An 18224-nucleotide genomic window follows, 5' to 3' on the forward strand; every position below is an offset into this window, starting at 1 on the left:
CGAAGAAGCGCCGGGTGAGGAAGAACCGGGCGAGGAAGAACCGGGCTGAGAGGAACGCCGACAGGACGCCATGGGAAGCCGCACTCCCTTCCACTGTGTGGGAAGAACTGCGCGCAGACAGTAGCCGTACGATCGCGCACGGTCCAAGAAGCGCAGCGGGCACACAATGTGACACCCCGCCGGAGACGCAGGTCACCGGCGGGGCGGAAGCTCAGCGGAGGTTGTCGGCCGCTCTCGGATTTCCCCCGAACGGACGGTTCGGGGGAGGGCCGGTCAGACCCGGACGCCGAACATGAACGGCATGTTGTCCATCGACTCGTAGCGCACATTGGCCCCGGGCTTGGGGGCGTGCAGCACCTGGCCGTTGCCCGCGTACAGGCCTATGTGGTGCAGGTCGTTGTAGAAGAGCACCAGGTCGCCCGGCTTGAGGTCGCCACGGCCGATGCGGGTGCCGGCGTTCGCCTGGTCCTGCGAGATACGCGGCAGGGAGACGCCGGCCTGCCCGTACGCCCAGCCGGTGAGGCCGGAGCAGTCGAAGGAGGACGGGCCGGTCGCGCCCCACACATAGGGCGAGCCTATCTTCGTCTTGGCGGCGGCCAGGGCCGCGGCGGCGCGCTGCGAGTCGGGCACGTCGTTGCCCAGGTTCGCGCGCTCGTTGGAGCGGTTGGAGCGCTCCTGCTCCTTGGCGGCGAGCGCGGCCCGCTCCTTCTCGGTGAGGGTGTTCAGGAGCTGCTGGGCCTTGGAGAGCTTGCCCTGGATCTCCTTCTTCTTCTCACCCAGCGCCTTGCGGGTGTCCTCGAGGTCCTGGAGCTTCGTGGACGCCTCTTCGCGCTGCTGCTTGAGCGTGCGCTGCTTGTCGGCGATCTTGCGCAGCGACTCGGCCTGCTTGCCGCTCAGCTGGTTGAGGGTGGAGGCCTTGTCGAGGTAGCTGTCCGGGTCGGAGGAGAGCAGCAGCTGCACGGAGGGGTCGATGCCCCCGGAGCGGTACTGCGCGGTGGCCATCGAACCCAGGCTGTTGCGGAGCTTGTTGAGGTCCTCCTGGCCGCGGGCCACCTTGTCCTGGAGCTCGCCGACCTGCTTCTCCAGCTTTTCCTTCTTCTCCTTGGCGCCGTTGTACTTCTCGGTCGCCTGCTCGGCCTGCTCGTAGAGCGTGTCGACCTGCTCCTTGACGTCCTTCTTGTCCGCCTTGGGCGCGGCCTGAGCGGCCTGGGAGGAGAGGGCGACGGCCGCGGCGGCGGTCGCGGTGAAGACGGTCACCCGAGTACGGCTCGGCTGCTTGGGTCGACGGTGGGACGCCACGAAGGCGAGCTCCTTCTTCCTCCAGCCGCCTACCGGGTGATGAGGGGTCAAGACCCCGGCTCCACGAAACAAGCGCGCGGACTCGGCGGTACCCCCGCCGACACCCCGGATGAGTGATCAACCGTGCGGAGGTTCGAGCTGACCATAGTGACCTGGTCGTGATCCGTTCAAATCCCACCGACAAAAAAGTCGGTCCGGAGGCGCATCTTTTACAAACATCACACCGACAGTAACGGTCAGTTGACGCTCCGCAGGCGTCAACCGCCCCAACGGGGCACCCCCGGCGCCACTCAGGTACGCGCGAGCCGCTTGAGCAACAGCGCCGAGGAGACCGGTCGAGCCCCGGCCTTCGCCACCCCGTCGGCCACCTCGCGGTCCGTGGAGACCACGACCACCGGCCGGCCCGGCGGCTCGGCCCGCACCAGCTGCCTGATCAGCTCGTCCGCGGTCACCCCCGGCTTGCTGAACAGCACCCGCACCCCGCGCGGCGGCGCCAGCAGCACCGGCGCCGCAAGCTCCGCCCCGTCGAAGACACAGGTCATCTCCGCGCCCGTCTGGGCCGCCAGCCCCGCGAGCCCGCCCAGCAGCCGCAGCCGCTGCTTGTCCAGCGGCATCGTCGGATAGCCGGTCTTGGTGACGTTGTAGCCGTCCACCACCAAGTGGGCCTGGGGCAGCGCGAGCAGCTGGTCCAGCAGCGCGGGGTCCATCTCCGAGAGCGCCCTGGTCGCTATGTCCTTCGGCGTCATCTTGCCCGGCTCCACCGCGTCCACCGCGTCCGCCGGGCGCATCGACGCGGGCGGCAGCGCCAGTTCGCGCCGCAGTCCCTGCGCCGCGTCCAGCACCGTGTCCAGCAGCAGCCGCACCCGCATGTCCTCGACGCTGCGCCCCTCGCGGGCCGCCCGCCGGCTGGCCTCCAGCGCCGACTCCGTCTCCGCGAGCCGGGCCCGCAGCCGCCGCGCCTCACCCTCCGCCGTGGCCTGCCGCACCGCGGCCGCCGAGCGCACGGAGTCCAGCTCCGCCACGGCCTTGCGCAGCGCCGCCTCGCCGCGCTTGACGTCGCTGAGCGCGCTGCGCAGCTTACGGTGCAAGGTGTCCGATTCCTTGCGGACCGCCTCCAGCTCGGTGCGGGTCCGCTCGGTCTCGGTGCGCGCCGCGGCCCGGGCCTCGACGAGCTCCTCGCGCAGCCGCCGCAGTTCGCGCTCCGCCTCCTCGGCGGCCCGCTCGGCGGAGACCCGCTGCGCCTCCTCGCCCGCGGCCTCGACCAGCTTGACCCAGCCGACCGGCCGCAGCACATAGGCGATCGCCGCGACGTCCACCGGATCGGCGGCGGCGGGCGGCGAGCCGCCCTCGATGGCCTCGGCCAGCTCCGCCTGGGTCTCCCGCAGCCGCCCCGCGATCCGCTGCCGGAAGACCGGGTCGGACTCCACGGTGGCGGCCATGGCGTTGCCCGCGAACTTCGCCCGGCGGGTCGGGGTGAAGCGGGCGTACTGCCGCAGCTGGGCCGGGAGCTCGGTGACCGTCAGACCGCCGAACGCGTCCGCGACCAGGGCCACGACCCGGCGCCTGACCCCCTCCGGCAGGGGGCGGTCGAGCGCCTCGGCGACGCCCTCGGCGTCACCGGCCGAACCGGGGTCGCCTGTCCGCTCCACCACCTGTCACCGCTCCGTTCTCAGGCGCCCGCGCTTCTCAGGCGCCCGCGCTCGCGCCCGGACGATCGACCAGCTCGATCTGATCGACCGCGTTGCACCAGCGGCAGCGCACCGACTCAATGGTCTCATTGACCACCTCGCGCTCCTCGACCTTGGGCTCCCCGCCCAGGTCGAGATGGACGTACTCGACGACCTTGGTCGAACGCGTCACATCGAACCGCGTCAGATTGCCGCACAGGGTGCAGCGCCAGCGGGTCTCGGCTGTCGGCAGGGGCACGGCCATGGGGTCCTCGTCCGTCCTCGTCTTGATTCCACTCTCGCACTTCGGCGTGGAGTAACCCTACGGCCTGAGCCCTGCCCCGCGCCGAGGCCAGGTGCGCTCCCGGTCCGGCCCGGACGGCGGCGAGGCACTCTGGGCAGGTTGCGCCCGATACGCGATGATCTGCCCATGATCGAGACGTCGGAGGGGTCCGGCGGCGGGGCAGGCCGCCCCCTGATGACGTACGCCCTCATCGCCGCCTGCTGCCTGATCTTCGCCGTGGGCCCGGCCTCCGGACTCAACCCCGGCTATGGCACCGGGAGCGAGCTGCTGCGGGCCCAGACCGGCCATTTCGAGCGCTGGGGGGTGGTGCCCAGCGCCCTGTGGAGCGGCGCGCCCGCCGAGCCACTGACCCCGCTGACGGCGCTGTTCGTCCACGGCAACTGGCTGCATCTGCTGGGCAACATGCTGTTTCTGTACGTCTTCGGGGCGATGGCCGAGGAACGCATGGGACGGATCCAGTTCGTGCTCTTCTACCTCGCCACCGGCTATCTGGCGCTGCTCGGCTACGCCGCGGCGCACGCGGGCTCCACCCAGACCCTGGTCGGCGCCTCCGGGGCGATCTCCGGAGTCCTCGGCGCCTTTCTGTGGCTCTTCCCCCGGGCCCGGGTGACCAGCCTCTTCCCGTTTCTGTTCTTCCTGCCGCTGCGCTTCCCCGCCTGGGTAGTGCTGATCTTCTGGGTCGCGCTCCAGTGGCTGGCCGCCCGCGGGGCCGACGACCGCCCCGGGGTCGCCTACCTCGCCCACCTCGTGGGGTTCAGCCTCGGGTTCCTCTACGCGTGGGTCCGCTTCGGACGGGCGACCAAGACCGCCCGGCAATAGGACCCGCAGCGTCGCGCGCCGATGGGCGGCTCCCCCATGGCTTCGCACGGCCCCTGTCGGAGAAGCAAGCGAAGAAGCAGCGGGGCCGTGGCAGGGCGTTGGAGCGCTCACGCAGGGCAACGAACGCCGCGCAGTACGGGCTGTCGAAGAAGCAGGCGGCCCGCGCCGCCCGCCGAGCCGAGAACGGGCTGAAGCCCAAGATGGTGACCGTGCCCGGTGGTGACCGCACCGCCCGCGCCGATGGGCTTCCCCAGCAGGCGTTCCGGCGTGACCGGCTGTCCGCCCACTACCGGGAGCAGCGCGCCCGCCAGGCCGAGTATGCCGCCTCGCTGGCCGAGCACCGGCGCGATCGCGCCCGCACCGTGGCGCGGGAGATCATCGCCGCCCATGGCCCTGTGCTCGTGGTCGAGGACTGCGACATCCACATGTGGTACCGGCTGTGGGGCAAGCGCCTGTCGCAGACCACGCCGGGCATGCTGATCTCCGCCCTCGCGGTGGAGTGCGACGCGGCCGGGGGCAGGCTCGTCCGGGCCTCCACCTGGTCAACAGCCCTGTCCCAGCATTGCCTGTGCGGCGAGCGCGTCAACAAGACCCTCCGCGACCGCGCACACAAGTGCGGCGCGTGCGGCCTGGTCGGCAAGCGTGACCTCGTATCCGCCGCCTGGCCCCGTTCGTCCGCTTCGCAGATGTGGACGACCCCAAGACCGCGTACCTGGACACCGCCGCGTCCCGGCACGCACAGATCACATGTTCACAAGCGCTGGAAGAAGCGCTGCGGGAGTCAACCACACCGAGCCCGAAACCGCCCCGGCGGTCGGGTCGCGTGGCAGTCCCACGGCAACACCGTGAAACCTCTGCTCCCCGAACCGCCGGACGGCGGAACCGAGCGACCCCGGATGAGTCACGCCCGCGTGACCACGCCGGAAAGCCTGGTCCCCGCCCCGGCCGCAGTCCACAGCTCACCCTTTGGTGAGTTACGGATCAAGTCTTAGAGTGAGCGGGGCAGTCACCAGCGAGGGAGAAAGCCAGCCGTGATCACTTCGATCGTGCTCATCAAGACCGACGTGGACCAGATCCCCGAGATCGCCGAGAGGATCGCCGCGATCGACGGCGTGAGCGAGGTCTACTCGGTCACCGGGGCGCACAACCTGATCGCGATGGTGCGGGTGGCCCGGCACGACGACCTCGCGGACGTCATCCCGGGCCGGATCAGCAAGGTGCCCGGCGTGGCCTCCACCGAGACCCACATCGCCTTCCGCACCTACTCCCAGCACGACCTCGAGGCGGCCTTCGCGATCGGCCTCGACGGCTGAGTTCGCGCCCCTTCGCGGTTCAGCCGCGGTCCGGGACGCAGCGCCCGTCCTCGGTGCGGTAGCTCCACTTCGCGCCGTCCCGGACCAGCTCCTTCACCGCGCCCACGAACCGCTCGACGTGCTCGTCGGGGGTGCCCGCGCCGAAGCTGACCCGGATCGCGTTCAGCGACCGCTCCCCCGGCGCGGTCTCCGGGGCCCCGCACTCGCCCGCCTCCCCGGGCTCGCCGCCCAGCAGGGTGCGCACCAGCGGATGCGCGCAGAACAGGCCGTCGCGCACGCCGATGCCGTACTCCGCGGAGAGGGCGGCCGCGAAGTGCGAGCTGTTCCAGCCCTCCACCACGAAGGAGATGACCCCCACCCGGGGGGCGTCGTCGCCGAACAGCGACAGCACCCTCACCTCGTCCACCTCGGCCAGCCCCTCACGGACCTTGGCGATCAGCCGCCGCTCCCGGGCCACCAGGGACTCGAACCCGGCCTCGGTCAGCGCCTTGCAGGCCGACGCGATCGCGTACGCCCCGATGACGTTCGGCGAGCCGGCCTCGTGCCGGGCCTCGGTGGTGTGCCACTCCACCTCCACCTCGCCGACTCCCTCTCGGACGCTGAGGGCCACCTTGCGGCTGGCCCCGCCGCCCGCGAGATACGGCCGGGCCGCGCGCAGCCAGTCCGCGCGCCCCGCCAGCACGCCCGCCCCGAACGGCGCGTACAGCTTGTGCCCGGAGAACGCGACCCAGTCGACGTCCAGGGCGGCGATGTCCACGGGGTGGTGCGGGGCCAGCTGGGCCGCGTCCAGCACGATACGGGCGCCATGCGCATGGGCCACCTCCGCCAGCTCCCGCACCGGCCACAGCTCACCAGTCACATTCGACGCACCGGTCACACACACCAGCGCCGCGCCCGCGCCCGCGCCCGTGTCAGCCTCCTGGTCGTCCGCTCGCCACGCGGCCAGCGCCCGCTCCAGCGTCTCCACGGCCTGCCGCGGGGAGCGCGGCGCGCTCAGATAGCCGACCTCGATGCCCTCCCGCTGCTGCCACGGCAGCAGCGAGGCGTGGTGCTCGGTCTCGAACACGAACACCCGGGTGCCCTGCGGCAGCGCGGCGGCGAGCAGGTTGAGCGAGTCGGTGGTGGCGCGGGTGAAGACCACCTGGTCGTCGGGGCGGCAGCCGAGGAAGGCGGCCACCTCCTTGCGGCTGTTCTCGAACAGATCGGTGGACAGCTGCGAGAGATAGCCGGCGCCGCGGTGCACGCTGCCGTAGTACGGGGCGTAGGCCGCGATGTCGTCCCAGACCCGCTGGAGGGCGGGGGCGCTGGCGGCGTAGTCGAGTGCGGCGTAGTCGACCTCGCCGCCCGTGACGAGCGGGACCAGGACGTCCCGGCCGAGGACGGGCAGCGGGGTGTGGGTGGCGGTGGCGGCAGCAGCAGCGGTCGCGGACATGGCGAAGTCTCCCGGGAGGGCGAAGAGTTGAATGCGTCACGCGTGCGTGCGGCAGCCCGCCGTCGGGCACGCGGAAAGAAGCTCAACGCGCGGGCGAAGTCGGCACCGCGCCGGTTGAGGGGAAGAAGGGGCCGTCGGCCCTAGCGCATTCGCTGCATCACGGAAGAACTCCCTCGACGACCAGGACCCCTGGTTTTCGCGAGGGGTCCGCGCTTGCCGCAGACCTCGCTGCCTGCGGCCTGGTCATCACCCGGGGCACCCCGCCACGGACGGAGGGTTGCCGGACAGCGGGCCGGGGCCGAAGTCGCTGTCGCTCGTGACCTGCGCAGGAGTATGCCACGCCCGCCCGAAGCCCGAACCCCCTGTCCGCGATACGGACAACTCCGCCTGCGGCGTGCCTTGTCCCCGCCCCGCCCCTTCCCGAACCGGGGCTCCGCCCCGGACCCCGGTCCTCAATCGCCGGACGGGCTGTCAGCCCGTCCGGCGATTGAGGACACGCCCGAAGGGCGTCCGGGGGTCCGGAGGCTTGCCCCCTCACGCGGCGGAGCCGCATCTCGATGCTGCGGGAAGGGGCGGGTAGGGGAAGCGCCCGTCGCAGGCGCGGGGCCGGGGGGCGGCCCCGCCGGACCCGGGCGGAGGCTGCACCCAGACCGCCCGCCGCAGGGCGCTACGCGTTCGTGGCCAGAACCCACCGCTCCAGCGCCGCCCGCGCCGCGCCCGAGTCGATGGACTCCGCCGCCTTCTCCATGCCCGCCGCGATCCGCTCGGGCAGCGGCTTGCCGCCCGTCCCGCCCTCCAGCGCGACCAGCCCCGCGGCCGAGTTGAGCAGCACCGCGTCCCGTACGGGGCCGCGCTCCCCCGCCAGCAGCCGCCGCGCGACATCCGCGTTGTACGACGCGTCGGCGCCGCGCAGGGACTCCACCGGGGCCAGTTCGATGCCGACGTCGCGCGGGTCGAAGGTCTCCTGACGGACGGTGCCGCCCTCGACCACCCACACCTGGGAGGTGGAGGTGATGGTCAGTTCGTCCAGGCCGTCGTCGCCGCGGACGACCAGCGCGGAGGAGCCGCGCTCGGCGAGCACCCCGGCCAGGATGGGCGCCATGCGGATGTCGGCGACCCCGGTGGCCTGGGCGCGCACCCGGGCGGGGTTGGTCAGCGGGCCGAGGAAGTTGAAGATGGTGGCGATGCCGAGGTCGCTGCGCGCGGTCCCGACATGGCGCAGCGCGGGGTGGAAGTGCGCCGCGAAGCAGAAGGTGATGCCGGCCTCCTCGGCGACCTCGGCCACGCGCGCCGGGGACAGGTCCAGATTGACGCCGAGCTTGCCGAGGACGTCGGAGGAGCCGCTGGCGGAGGACCAGGCGCGGCTGCCGTGCTTGACCACCTTGGCCCCGGTGCCCGCCACCACGAGCGCCGACATCGTGGAGATGTTGACGGTCTTGGCGCGGTCGCCGCCCGTGCCCACGATGTCGACGGTCGGCCCGGGCACCTCGATCACGTTCGCGTGCTCGTACATGATCCGGACCAGCCCGGACACCTCCGCCACCGTCGCGCCCTTGGCGCGCAGCGCGACCGCGAAGCCGGCGATCTGCGCGTCGCTGGCCTCGCCGCGCATGATCCGGTCCATGACCCAGGCGGTGTCGTCGGCGGTGAGGTCCTGGCCGAGCAGCAGCGAGTCGAGTACGTCCGGCCAGGTGCGGGCCGTCGCGCGGTTGTCGCCTCCGGCTGGGGTCACAACGTCCATGGTCCGCTCCTGGAACTCGGCTGGTCAGGGCTGGGGCCTCATAGCTCGGCTGTGCGACGGCCCCCGGCAAGCCTATCGGCCCCATCGGCGCGGACCGGAGCGGTACGAAAACGGCCCGGGGCCCCGGGCCGGACCGTGTGGTCCGGGCCGGGGCCCTGGGGTGTGTGGCGTACAGCTGAGGTGTTCGCTGAAGGGGATCAGTGGTGGCCGTGGCCGCTGGTGATCTCCTTGTACTCCTCGGCGGTCGGCTTGGGGATGACGTTGTCCCCGCCGTAGTAGCCCTTGGACAGCTTGGCCCGGAGCTTCTCCGACCGCTTTATCTTCCGGCGCACACCGTTCTCGTCGACCTCGGGGCCGACCTCGAGCGCCTTGGGCTGCTCATGCTGGGTGAGCATGTGCAGGTCCTCCTGCGAGAGCGGCGCGTGCACCTCGATGAACTCGCCGTGCGGCAGCCGCTTGATGATGCCGGTCTCGCGCCCGTGCAGCACCTTGTCCTTGTCGCGCCGCTGGAGACCCAGGCAGATCCGCTTGGTGATGATGAAGGCCAGCACCGGGCCGACGAAGAAGCCGATCCGGACGAACCACGTGATGGCGTTGATCGACAGATGGAAGTGGGTGGCCCACAGGTCGTTACCACCACCGATCAGCATCACGAAGTACGCGGTCAGCCAGGCGACGCCGAAGGCGGTACGGGTCGGGGCGTTGCGCGGGCGGTCCAGGATGTGGTGCTCGCGCTTGTCGCCGGTGATCCAGGACTCGATGAAGGGGTAGACCCCGATCGCGAACAGGACCAGCGGGAACAGCACGATCGGGATGAACACGCCCAGGACCAGCGTGTGGCCCCACAGGGTGATCTCCCAGCCGGGCATCACACGGACCAGACCCTCGGCGAAGCCCATGTACCAGTCGGGCTGGGCGCCGGTGGACACATGGTCCGGGCGGTACGGGCCGATGGCCCAGATCGGGTTGATGGTGGCGACCGCGGAGAGGATCGCGATCACACCGAAGACCAGGAAGAAGAACCCGCCCGCCTTGGCCATGTAGACCGGCAGCAGAGGCATGCCGACGACGTTCTTCTCGGTCTTGCCGGGCCCGGGGTACTGCGTGTGCTTGTGGTAGAAGACCAGGATCAGGTGCGCCACCAGCAGGCCGAGCATGATGCCCGGCAGCAGCAGGACGTGGACCGGGTAGAGCCTGGGGATCAGGTCCATCCCGGGGAACTCGCCGCCGAACACGAACATCGAGATGTAGGTGCCGACGACCGGGATCGACAGGAACACGCCCTCGATGAACCGCAGACCGGTGCCGGAGAGCAGGTCGTCGGGGAGCGAGTAGCCGGTGAAGCCGGTCAGCATGCCGAGGAAGAACAGCAGGAAGCCGAACAGCCAGTTGATCTCACGCGGCTTGCGGAACGCGCCGGTGAAGAAGACGCGCATCATGTGCACGAACATCGCGGCGAGGAAGATCAGCGCGGCCCAGTGGTGGATCTGCCGGATGAGCAGACCGCCGCGCACCTCGAAGCTGATGTCGAGCGTCGAGGCGAACGCCTCGGACATCCGCACGCCCTGCATCGGGACGTACGGACCGTGGTAGACGACCTCTTCCATGCTGGGGTGGAAGAACAGCGTCAGATACACACCCGTGAGGATGATGATGATGAAGCTGTAGAGCGCGACCTCACCCAGCATGAAGGACCAGTGGTCCGGGAAGATCTTGCGCATGTTGGCCTTGGCCAGGCTGTAGATGCCCAGCCGGCCGTCCGCCCAGTCGGCGACGCGCTCGCCCGCGGGGGCCTTGCGGCCCCGCGCCTGCGTCTCAGTTGCAGTACTCATCCGCGCTCCCAGTAAGCAGGACCGACGGGCTCCGCGAAGTCGCCCTTGGCTTCGAGGTAACCGTCCTTGTTGACGCCGATCCGCAGCTGCGGCAGGGCGTGCCCGGCCGGGCCGAAGATCACGCGGCCGCCGTCGGAGAGGTCGAACGTCGACTGGTGACAGGGGCACAGGACGTGGTGCGTCTGCTGCTCGTACAGGTTGATCGGGCAGCCGACGTGGGTGCAGATCTTCGAGAACGCCACGATGCCGTCGTGCGACCAGTCCAGCTCGCGCTTGTCCTTGATGTTCTCCGGCTGGAGCCGGACCAGCATCAGGGCCGCCTTGGCGATCTGCGTCTGGAAGTCGTGGTCCGCCTCGCTCATGCCCTCGGGCATGGCGAAGGTGAGCGAACCGACCGAGATGTCCTCGGGGCGCAGCGCCCCACCCGTGTTGTAGTTCATCAGGCGCTTGCCCTTGGCCCACTTGGTGTGCCGGAGCTTGTCGCCCGGCAGCGGGCCGAGGTCGCGCAGCAGCACCAGGCCGGAGAGCGGCACCAGGGCCAGCGCGCCGAAGAGGGTGTTGCGGGCCAGCTTCCGCCGGCCGAAGCCGGACTCTTCCGCGCCCGCCCGGAAGTCCTCCAGGACCTTGGCCTTGACCTCGGGCTCGGCCTCGATCGGGTGACGCTCGTCGGCGATCTCCACGTCCGACATCAGCGTGCGGGCCCAGTGGACCGCGCCCGCGCCGATGGCGAAGAGGGCGATGCCGAGGGTCAGGCCGAGCGAGAAGTTCAGCGCGCTGATGTGGCCGAGCGGGAAGACATAGATGATCTTGTCTACCGGGAAGGCCACATACGAGGCGATGAAGGCGATCGTCGCCAGCATCGAGACCGTGAAGAACAGCGCGACCGTGCGCTCGGAGCGCCTGGCGACCCGCTCGTCGATGTCCTGCTGACGGTGCTCGTGCGGGGGCAGACCCGGGTCGGCGAACGGGTTGTCCGCCGTCTCTACCGCGCCGCCCTCGCCCTGCCCGTGTGGCAGGTTGTCTTCTGTTTGTGAAATGTCGTGGCTACTCATGACTTCTTGGCCTTTGCGGTCCGGGCGGCGACCCAGATGGTCAGGGCGATCATGGCCCCCATGCCGAAGACCCAGCCGAACAGACCCTCACTCACCGGGCCCAGGCCGCCGATCTCCATACCGCCGGGGGTCGCGGTCTTGTCGCTGTTGACCGTGTCCAGGTACGCGATGATGGCCTTCTTCTTCTCCTCCGGCAGCGTGGTGTCCGGGAAGGAGGGCATGTTCTGCGGGCCGGTCTGCATGGCCTCGTAGAGGTGCTTGGCGGACACGCCCTCCAGGGACGGCGCGTACTTGCCGTTGGTCAGGGCGCCGCCCTTGCCGACGAAGTTGTGGCACTGCGCGCAGTTGGTACGGAAGAGCTCACCGCCCTCGGCGATGTCCGCGCCGGCCGGGTTGTACTGCTCCTTGGTCGGAGTCACCGGGCCGGGGCCGAGCGAGGCGATGTACGCGGACAGCTGCTGGATCTCGGCGTTCGAGTAGATGTTCTTCTTCTTCGGCACCTGGGCGCCGGGCTGCTGCGCGGGCATACGACCGGTGCTGACCTGGAAGTCCACGGCGGCGGAGCCGACGCCGACCAGGCTCGGACCGTCGGTCGTACCCTGACCGCCGGTGCCGTGGCAGCTGGCGCAGCCGACGGCGTAGAGCTTCTTGCCCTCCTCGATGGCGAGGGACTGGGCGGAGCTGTCATCGGCCTTGGCCTCGCTCGGCGAGAACGCGGCGTACAGCCCCCCAGTGACCGCCAGCGCGAAGAGTAGGACGACGAGCGCAGCCAGCGGATGGCGCCGTCGTGCGGAGAGCTTTTTCACGGATTACCCCGGTGTCAGGATCTTCTGCGTCGATGCGATGAGGACGTGGTGCCGGTGCGGCGACCGGATTACTTGATCAAGTAGATCGTGGCGAAGAGGCCGATCCAGACGACATCGACGAAGTGCCAGTAGTAAGACACCACGATGGCCGCCGTCGCCTGCTGGTGGGTGAACCTCTTGGCCGCGTACGTCCTGCCCAGGACCAGCAGGAAGGCGATGAGTCCGCCCGTCACATGCAGTCCGTGGAAGCCCGTGGTCAGGTAGAACACCGAGCCGTACGGGTCGGACGAGAGCGACAGACCCTCGTGCTTGACCAGTTCGGTGTATTCGAAGATCTGACCGCCGACGAAGATCGCGCCCATGATGAAGGTGATCACGAACCAGGTGCGCAGCTTCTTCACGTCGCCGCGCTCGGCAGCGAAGACACCGAGCTGGCAGGTGAGGGAGGAGAGCACCAGGATCGTGGTGTTCGTCGCGGAGAACGGGAAGTTCAGCGCGGACGCCATTTCCTTCCAGTGCTCTGCGCCGGTCACCGACCGCAGGGTGAAGTACATCGCGAAGAGGGCCGCGAAGAACATCAGCTCGGAACTCAGCCAGATGATGGTTCCGACGCTGGTGAGGTTCGGCCGGTTGACCGTCGGGTGCGCGTGCCCGGTATCTACTGCTGTTGCTGTCGCCACGACCGACATTATGTCGGTCGCTTATCCAGCCCTCACTCCCGGGGGTACCGTTCGGAGTGTCAAGGGCATCGATGCTGCTCGTACGGCCGGTTGTGGGCGGTGGTACGCCGGCTGTCCCCGCGGTGGCCGGACGGACCCGCGGCCGGTCCGCGGCCGGTCCCTCGAAGGAGGGAGGGGCTTGCACGCCCCCTCCTCCCCAGGGCTGTACGGGAGTAGCATCCGCGCCAGGAGTCCACCCATGTAACGCGGAGGAACGATGCAGCCGACCGCCACGGTGCTGGTCTACAGCGATGACTCGGGCACCCGTCAGCAGGTGCGGCTCGCGGCCGGACGCCGGCCCGCCCCCGACGTCCCGCCCGTGGAGTTCGTGGAGTGCGCGACCCTCCCCGCCGTCCTCTCGGCGCTGGAGGACGGCGGCATCGACGTGTGCGTGCTGGACGGGGAGGCGGTTCCCGCGGGCGGCATGGGCGTCTGCCGGCAGATCAAGGACGAGATCTTCCGCTGCCCTCCGGTGCTGCTGCTGATCGGCCGCCCGCAGGACGCCTGGCTGGCCACCTGGAGCCGGGCGGAGGCCGCGGTCACCCACCCGATCGACCCGGTGGCCCTCGCCGACGCGCTGGCGGGCCTGTTGCGCAAGCGGCTCGCCGTGGACGCCTGACGGGTCGGCTGCCACCGGGTCGGCTGCCACCCGTCACACCTGGGGACGGAGCCTGGCCGACTCGGCCGGGGCGCTGCCGTCGGGCGGTGCGGTGACCACGGCACTGCCCGCGCGCCACTTGTCCCAGCCCATGTTCCAGTCGCCGAAGCCGTTGTCGAACGCCGTCATCATCGCTCCGCGGCTGTTGACGACCTTGACGATGTCGCCGAGGCGCACGGTGTCGAAGAACCAGCGCGCGTTCTCGTTGCTCATACCGGTGCAGCCGTGGCTGACGTTGGCCGCGCCCTGCGAGCCGGTGGACCAGGGCGCGGCGTGGACGTACTCGCCGCTCCAGGTCACCCGGGCAGCCCAGTGGACCAGCAGGTCGTAGGAGTTGCCGAGGCCGATGCTGGCGCCGGTCATCCGCACGGAGGACTCCTTGGCGAGGATCACCTTGATGCCGTTGCGGGTGTCGAAGCCGGGCATGCCGGTGGTGATGGGGATGGTGCGGATCGCCTGGCCGTTCCTCAGCACCGTCATCTGGTGGGTGCCGGAGTCGGTGATGGCCTCGACGCGGTCGCCGGTGGTCAGCCGCAGCGGCTTGGATTCCGCGCCGTAGATGCCGCTTGCGACCCTGATGCCCTTGAGGTTGGCGTGCACGTCGATCGTGGCGTGCGCGGGCCAGTAGTCACGCGGGCGGTAGTGCAGGTTCCGGTCGTCCACCCAGTGCCAGACGCCGTCCACCGCGGGCTGTGAGTCCACCTTCAGTGCGCGCTCCACGACGGCCCGCGCCGAGGCGTCCTTGACGGGCGCGCTGAGCTTCGCCGTGATGGGCTGTCCGACGCCGTAGGTGCCTGCCTCGGGGCCGAAGGTGACCTTCAGCCTGCTCTTTGCCTTCGAGGTGTCGAAGCCGATGGTGCGGCGCCCTGGTGCCCCGCCGGAGTCCTCGGTGCTCACCCGCAGCGTGTAGTGGGTGCCCGCGGCCAGCGGCACGGTGCTGCGCCAGCGCTTGCCGTCGGGCGTCAGCTCGCCGCGTACATAGCGGCCCGCGGAGTCGGTGGCCGTGACGTCGGTGAGGCGGCTGTCGTCGCCCTTGGCCGTGACCTCGAGTGGCTTGTCGGGGTCCGTCTTGCGGGACTCGCTGACGCCGCTGAAGGCGACCTGGTCGGCCGCGTCGTACGGTTTGGCCGCCAGCGGGTCCGAGGAAGGGCCGCCGCATCCGGTGAGCCCTGTCGCTATCAGGGGTGCCAGCAGCAGAGCGCAGCCGAGCACCGTCCGGGATCGAGGTGATCGAGGTGTGTGGCTCATGGTCACAAGCTAGAAAGCCCGGTTCCGGACGGCTCGTGGAATGAGGCAGTCGGGTGAACCGGGTCCTGACGGAACGGGGGAACACGGCACGGGGAAACGACGCAGCGGGGCCCGGACACCTGGAGAAGGTGTCCGGGCCCCGCTCGGGCCCCGGCTCAGCGGGACCCCGGTGGCCTGTCGGTCACTGGTTCTGGTTCTCGCCGCGGTAGTACTCGAACACCCAGCCGAAGAGGCCGATCAGGATGATCGGGGTCGAGAAGTACAGCAGCCACCAGCCGAAGATCACGCCCATGAAGGCCAGGGCGCCACCGACGGCCAGGGAGAGCGGCTGCCAGCTGTGCGGGGAGAAGAAGCCCATCTCACCGGCGTCGTCGGCGACATCGGCGTCCTTGTTGTCCTGCGCCCCGATGTCCACCCGGCGGGCGGTGAAGGCGAGGTAGTAGCCGATCATCACGCTCAGCCCGAAGGCCAGGAAGAGCGCGGTGGTGCCGGCGGGCTCCTTCGACCACACCCCATAGACGATCGCCATGATGAGGATGAAGACGGAGAGCCAGATGAACATCCGGCCTTGGACCTTCACTTGCCGGCCTCCTTGCCACCTGCGAGGGCCTTGTCATCGGACGAGACGGCCCCGTAGTTCTCGAGCTGGTCGAGCGCCGCGATCTCCGGGTGGTGCAGGTCGAACGCCGGGGATTCGGAGCGGATGCGGGGCAGGGTGATGAAGTTGTGCCGCGGCGGCGGGCAGGAGGTCGCCCACTCCAGCGAGCGGCCGTAGCCCCACGGGTCGTCGACCTCGACCTTCTTGCCGTACTTGGCGGTCTTCCAGACGTTGTAGAAGAACGGCAGGATCGACAGACCGAGCAGGAACGAGCTGATGGTCGAGATGGTGTTCAGCGTGGTGAAGCCGTCGGCCGCCAGGTAGTCGGCGTACCGGCGCGGCATGCCCTCGGCACCGAGCCAGTGCTGGACCAGGAACGTGCCGTGGAAGCCGATGAACAGCGTCCAGAAGGTGATCTTGCCCAGGCGCTCGTCCAGCATCTTGCCGGTGAACTTGGGCCACCAGAAGTGGAACCCGGCGAACATCGCGAAGACGACCGTACCGAAGACCACGTAGTGGAAGTGGGCCACCACGAAGTACGAGTCCGAGACGTGGAAGTCCATCGGCGGCGAGGCCAGGATGACACCGGTCAGACCACCGAAGGTGAAGGTGATCAGGAAGCCGATCGTCCACAGCATCGGGGTCTCGAAGCTCAGCGACCCCTTCCACATGGTGCCGAGCCAGTTGAAGAACTTGATACCGGTCGGCACCGCGATCAGGAATGTCATGAACGAGAAGAACGGCAACAGCACGCCGCCCGTGACGTACATATGGTGCGCCCACACCGTCACCGAAAGGCCCGCGATCGAGATGGTCGCGCCGATCAGGGAGATGTAACCGAACATCGGCTTGCGCGAGAAGACCGGAATGATCTCGGACACAATTCCGAAGAACGGCAGCGCGATGATGTACACCTCTGGATGGCCGAAGAACCAGAAGAGGTGCTGCCAGAGCAATGCGCCGCCATTGGCCGCGTCGAAGATATGCGCCCCGAATTTACGGTCCGCCTCCAGGGCGAACAGCGCGGCGGCCAGCACCGGGAAGGCCAGCAGCACCAGCACACCGGTGAGCAGCACGTTCCAGGTGAAGATCGGCATACGGAACATCGTCATGCCCGGAGCGCGCATGCAGATGATGGTGGTGATGAAGTTGACCGAGCCGAGGATCGTGCCGAAGCCGGAGAAGGCCAGACCCATGATCCACATGTCGGCGCCCACACCCGGCGAGCGGACCGCGTCCGACAGCGGCGAGTACGCGAACCAGCCGAAGTCGGCGGCGCCCTGCGGGGTGAGGAACCCGGCGACCGCGATCAGCGAGCCGAACAGGTACAGCCAGTAGGCGAACATGTTCAGCCGCGGGAACGCCACGTCGGGCGCGCCGATCTGAAGCGGCATGATCCAGTTCGCGAAGCCCGCGAACAGCGGCGTGGCGAACATCAGCAGCATGATCGTGCCATGCATGGTGAACGCCTGGTTGAACTGCTCGTTCGACATCAGCTGCGTGCCGGGGCGGGCCAGCTCGGCGCGCATGAACAGCGCCAGAAGTCCGCCGATGCAGAAGAACGCGAACGACGTGACGAGGTAGAGCGTTCCGATCGTCTTGTGGTCAGTGGTGGTCAACCACTTGACGACGACGTTCCCTGGTTGCTTACGGCGCACCGGCAGCTCGTCCGCTTCCGCGGCGGCTGCGGCGGCACCCTGAGGTTCGTTGAGGATGCTCATCGGTTCTTGGTCTCCGCGTTCCTGGCAGCGTCCGTCTGCTCAATGCCCGCCGGGATGTAGCCGGTCTGGCCCTTCTCTGCCAGGTCCGTCAGGTGGTCTCGGTACTCCTTGGGAGAGACGACCTTGACGTTGAAGAGCATCCGCGAGTGGTCCTGGCCGCACAGCTCGGCGCACTTGCCCATGAAGATGCCCTCCTTGTTCGGAGTCACCTCGAAGCGGTTGGTGTGCCCCGGGATGACGTCCATCTTCATCAGGAAGGGGACCACCCAGAACGAGTGGATGACGTCACGGGAGGTCAGGATGAACTGGACCTTCTCACCCTTCGGCAGCCACAGGGTGGGGCCGGGGCTGGGGTTGTCCTTTGTCCACTCGCCCGGGGTGCCCGCCTCGTACACGCCCTCCGCGCCCTTGGGCACGGCCGCGAGCATGCGGTCCGGGATCGAGGCGACTTCCTTGGGGGTCTTCGCGGGCGTGGACAGGTTGCCGTCCACGTTCTCCATGTAGTTGAAGCCCCAGCTCCACTGGTAGCCCACCACGTTGATCACGTGGTCGGGCTTCTTGGAGGTCTTCAGGAGCGCGTTCTCATCGCGCGCGGTGAAGTAGAACAACACCGAGACGATGATGATCGGGACCACGGTGTACAGCGCCTCGATGGGCATGTTGTACCGGGTCTGCGCGGGAACCTCGATCTTGGTCCTGCTGCGGCGGTGGAAGATGACCGCCCACAGGATCAGCCCCCAGACCAGCACGCCCGTGGCGAGCGCAGCCGCCCACGAGCCCTGCCACAGGGAGAGGATCCGTGGCGCCTCTTCCGTGACCGGCTTGGGCATTCCGAGGCGGGGGAAGTCCTTGGATGTGCAACCGGTGGCGGTCGCCAGGACCAAGCCCGCGGCCAGCGCCTGCAGCAGCTTCCGCCGCACCGGGCGCCGCGACGAGCGGTCGGAGCCGTTGGGACTCACGTAGCGCCTTCCCGAGAGTCTCGCCCGCACGGCCGCGGCCGTCTCTCAGGTCGGTC

17 protein-coding genes and 1 riboswitch are annotated in these 18224 nt (G+C 69.3%); of the genes, 4 read left to right on the plus strand and 13 right to left on the minus strand.

Annotated elements, in window-relative coordinates:
* Positions 1-273 precede the first annotated feature (273 nt).
* From ACZ4WQ_RS01955 to ACZ4WQ_RS01965, 3 genes are all read right to left on the minus strand, one after another.
* Positions 274-1299: a C40 family peptidase gene (locus tag ACZ4WQ_RS01955; protein ID WP_311724689.1), complete on the minus strand. Its 1026-nt coding sequence runs from the start codon at positions 1297-1299 to the stop codon at positions 274-276.
* Positions 1300-1589: 290 nt separating this feature from the next.
* On the minus strand, positions 1590-2951 hold the full coding sequence (locus ACZ4WQ_RS01960; protein ID WP_311724688.1) for an NYN domain-containing protein: 1362 nt from the start codon (positions 2949-2951) through the stop codon (positions 1590-1592).
* Positions 2952-2985: 34 nt separating this feature from the next.
* Positions 2986-3231: a hypothetical protein gene (locus ACZ4WQ_RS01965; RefSeq protein ID WP_311724687.1), complete on the minus strand. Its 246-nt coding sequence runs from the start codon at positions 3229-3231 to the stop codon at positions 2986-2988.
* A gap of 165 nt (positions 3232-3396) precedes the next feature.
* Here ACZ4WQ_RS01965 and ACZ4WQ_RS01970 point away from each other — a divergent pair, with 165 nt between their 5' ends.
* The 3 genes from ACZ4WQ_RS01970 (at position 3397) to ACZ4WQ_RS01980 (ending at position 5402) form a co-directional block, all read left to right on the plus strand.
* Entirely contained in the window at positions 3397-4089 is a 693-nt protein-coding gene (locus ACZ4WQ_RS01970; protein ID WP_311724686.1) for a rhomboid family intramembrane serine protease, read from the plus strand.
* Between the two features lie 98 nt (positions 4090-4187).
* Complete coding sequence (locus ACZ4WQ_RS01975; protein ID WP_398370093.1) at positions 4188-5081, plus strand: zinc ribbon domain-containing protein; 894 nt, start codon at positions 4188-4190, stop codon at positions 5079-5081.
* A gap of 39 nt (positions 5082-5120) precedes the next feature.
* Complete coding sequence (locus ACZ4WQ_RS01980) at positions 5121-5402, plus strand: Lrp/AsnC family transcriptional regulator (RefSeq protein WP_311724684.1); 282 nt, start codon at positions 5121-5123, stop codon at positions 5400-5402.
* A 19-nt stretch (positions 5403-5421) separates the two neighbouring features.
* On the opposite strand, the gene ACZ4WQ_RS01985 is transcribed toward ACZ4WQ_RS01980, so the two are convergent.
* From ACZ4WQ_RS01985 to ctaE, 6 genes are all read right to left on the minus strand, one after another.
* On the minus strand, positions 5422-6834 hold the full coding sequence (locus tag ACZ4WQ_RS01985) for an aminotransferase class V-fold PLP-dependent enzyme (RefSeq protein WP_398370091.1): 1413 nt from the start codon (positions 6832-6834) through the stop codon (positions 5422-5424).
* 204 nt (positions 6835-7038) lie between these two features.
* A riboswitch (SAM riboswitch) is annotated at positions 7039-7156 on the minus strand.
* A gap of 345 nt (positions 7157-7501) precedes the next feature.
* Positions 7502-8575, minus strand: coding sequence for an anthranilate phosphoribosyltransferase (trpD, locus tag ACZ4WQ_RS01990; RefSeq protein ID WP_311724682.1), 1074 nt, complete (start codon positions 8573-8575; stop codon positions 7502-7504).
* A 197-nt stretch (positions 8576-8772) separates the two neighbouring features.
* Positions 8773-10407 carry a cytochrome bc1 complex cytochrome b subunit gene (qcrB, locus tag ACZ4WQ_RS01995; RefSeq protein WP_311724681.1) on the minus strand — a complete coding sequence of 545 codons (1635 nt, stop codon included), beginning with the start codon at positions 10405-10407 and terminating at the stop codon, positions 8773-8775.
* Positions 10404-11459, minus strand: a complete 1056-nt coding sequence (gene qcrA, locus ACZ4WQ_RS02000; RefSeq protein ID WP_358849427.1) for a cytochrome bc1 complex Rieske iron-sulfur subunit — start codon at positions 11457-11459, stop codon at positions 10404-10406. The genes qcrB and qcrA overlap by 4 nt, the downstream gene beginning before the upstream one ends.
* Complete coding sequence (qcrC, locus tag ACZ4WQ_RS02005; protein ID WP_311724679.1) at positions 11456-12265, minus strand: cytochrome bc1 complex diheme cytochrome c subunit; 810 nt, start codon at positions 12263-12265, stop codon at positions 11456-11458. The genes qcrA and qcrC overlap by 4 nt, the downstream gene beginning before the upstream one ends.
* A 68-nt stretch (positions 12266-12333) precedes the next feature.
* A complete protein-coding gene (gene ctaE / locus ACZ4WQ_RS02010; RefSeq protein WP_311724678.1) occupies positions 12334-12954 on the minus strand; it encodes an aa3-type cytochrome oxidase subunit III in 621 nt (206 codons plus the stop codon).
* A 247-nt stretch (positions 12955-13201) separates the two neighbouring features.
* Between ctaE and ACZ4WQ_RS02015 the strand changes: the two genes are divergently transcribed.
* Positions 13202-13603, plus strand: a complete 402-nt coding sequence (locus ACZ4WQ_RS02015; RefSeq protein WP_311724677.1) for a hypothetical protein — start codon at positions 13202-13204, stop codon at positions 13601-13603.
* Between the two features lie 33 nt (positions 13604-13636).
* Here ACZ4WQ_RS02015 and ACZ4WQ_RS02020 read toward each other — a convergent pair whose 3' ends face one another.
* The 4 genes from ACZ4WQ_RS02020 to ctaC form a co-directional block, all read right to left on the minus strand.
* On the minus strand, positions 13637-14890 hold the full coding sequence (locus ACZ4WQ_RS02020) for a L,D-transpeptidase (RefSeq protein WP_398370086.1): 1254 nt from the start codon (positions 14888-14890) through the stop codon (positions 13637-13639).
* A gap of 181 nt (positions 14891-15071) precedes the next feature.
* On the minus strand, positions 15072-15470 hold the full coding sequence (locus ACZ4WQ_RS02025; RefSeq protein WP_311724675.1) for a cytochrome c oxidase subunit 4: 399 nt from the start codon (positions 15468-15470) through the stop codon (positions 15072-15074).
* Complete coding sequence (gene ctaD, locus ACZ4WQ_RS02030; protein ID WP_311724674.1) at positions 15467-17209, minus strand: aa3-type cytochrome oxidase subunit I; 1743 nt, start codon at positions 17207-17209, stop codon at positions 15467-15469. The genes ACZ4WQ_RS02025 and ctaD overlap by 4 nt, the downstream gene beginning before the upstream one ends.
* Positions 17206-18168, minus strand: coding sequence for an aa3-type cytochrome oxidase subunit II (gene ctaC, locus ACZ4WQ_RS02035; RefSeq protein WP_385347928.1), 963 nt, complete (start codon positions 18166-18168; stop codon positions 17206-17208). The genes ctaD and ctaC overlap by 4 nt, the downstream gene beginning before the upstream one ends.
* Positions 18169-18224 lie beyond the last annotated feature (56 nt).

Source organism: Streptomyces sp. NPDC028305 (assembly GCF_055569495.1).

What these genes read in the sequence shown, in the direction of transcription:
- ctaE (WP_311724678.1), bottom strand. Translation starts at nt 12,954, where the DNA reads ATGTCGGTCGTGGCGACAGCAACAGCAGTAGATACCGGGCACGCGCAC.
- ACZ4WQ_RS01970 (WP_311724686.1), top strand. Translation starts at nt 3,397, where the DNA reads ATGATCGAGACGTCGGAGGGGTCCGGCGGCGGGGCAGGCCGCCCCCTG.
- ACZ4WQ_RS01985 (WP_398370091.1), bottom strand. Translation starts at nt 6,834, where the DNA reads ATGTCCGCGACCGCTGCTGCTGCCGCCACCGCCACCCACACCCCGCTG.
- ACZ4WQ_RS02015 (WP_311724677.1), top strand. Translation starts at nt 13,202, where the DNA reads ATGCAGCCGACCGCCACGGTGCTGGTCTACAGCGATGACTCGGGCACC.
- trpD (WP_311724682.1), bottom strand. Translation starts at nt 8,575, where the DNA reads ATGGACGTTGTGACCCCAGCCGGAGGCGACAACCGCGCGACGGCCCGC.
- ctaD (WP_311724674.1), bottom strand. Translation starts at nt 17,209, where the DNA reads ATGAGCATCCTCAACGAACCTCAGGGTGCCGCCGCAGCCGCCGCGGAA.
- ACZ4WQ_RS01965 (WP_311724687.1), bottom strand. Translation starts at nt 3,231, where the DNA reads ATGGCCGTGCCCCTGCCGACAGCCGAGACCCGCTGGCGCTGCACCCTG.
- ACZ4WQ_RS02020 (WP_398370086.1), bottom strand. Translation starts at nt 14,890, where the DNA reads ATGAGCCACACACCTCGATCACCTCGATCCCGGACGGTGCTCGGCTGC.
- qcrA (WP_358849427.1), bottom strand. Translation starts at nt 11,459, where the DNA reads ATGAGTAGCCACGACATTTCACAAACAGAAGACAACCTGCCACACGGG.
- qcrB (WP_311724681.1), bottom strand. Translation starts at nt 10,407, where the DNA reads ATGAGTACTGCAACTGAGACGCAGGCGCGGGGCCGCAAGGCCCCCGCG.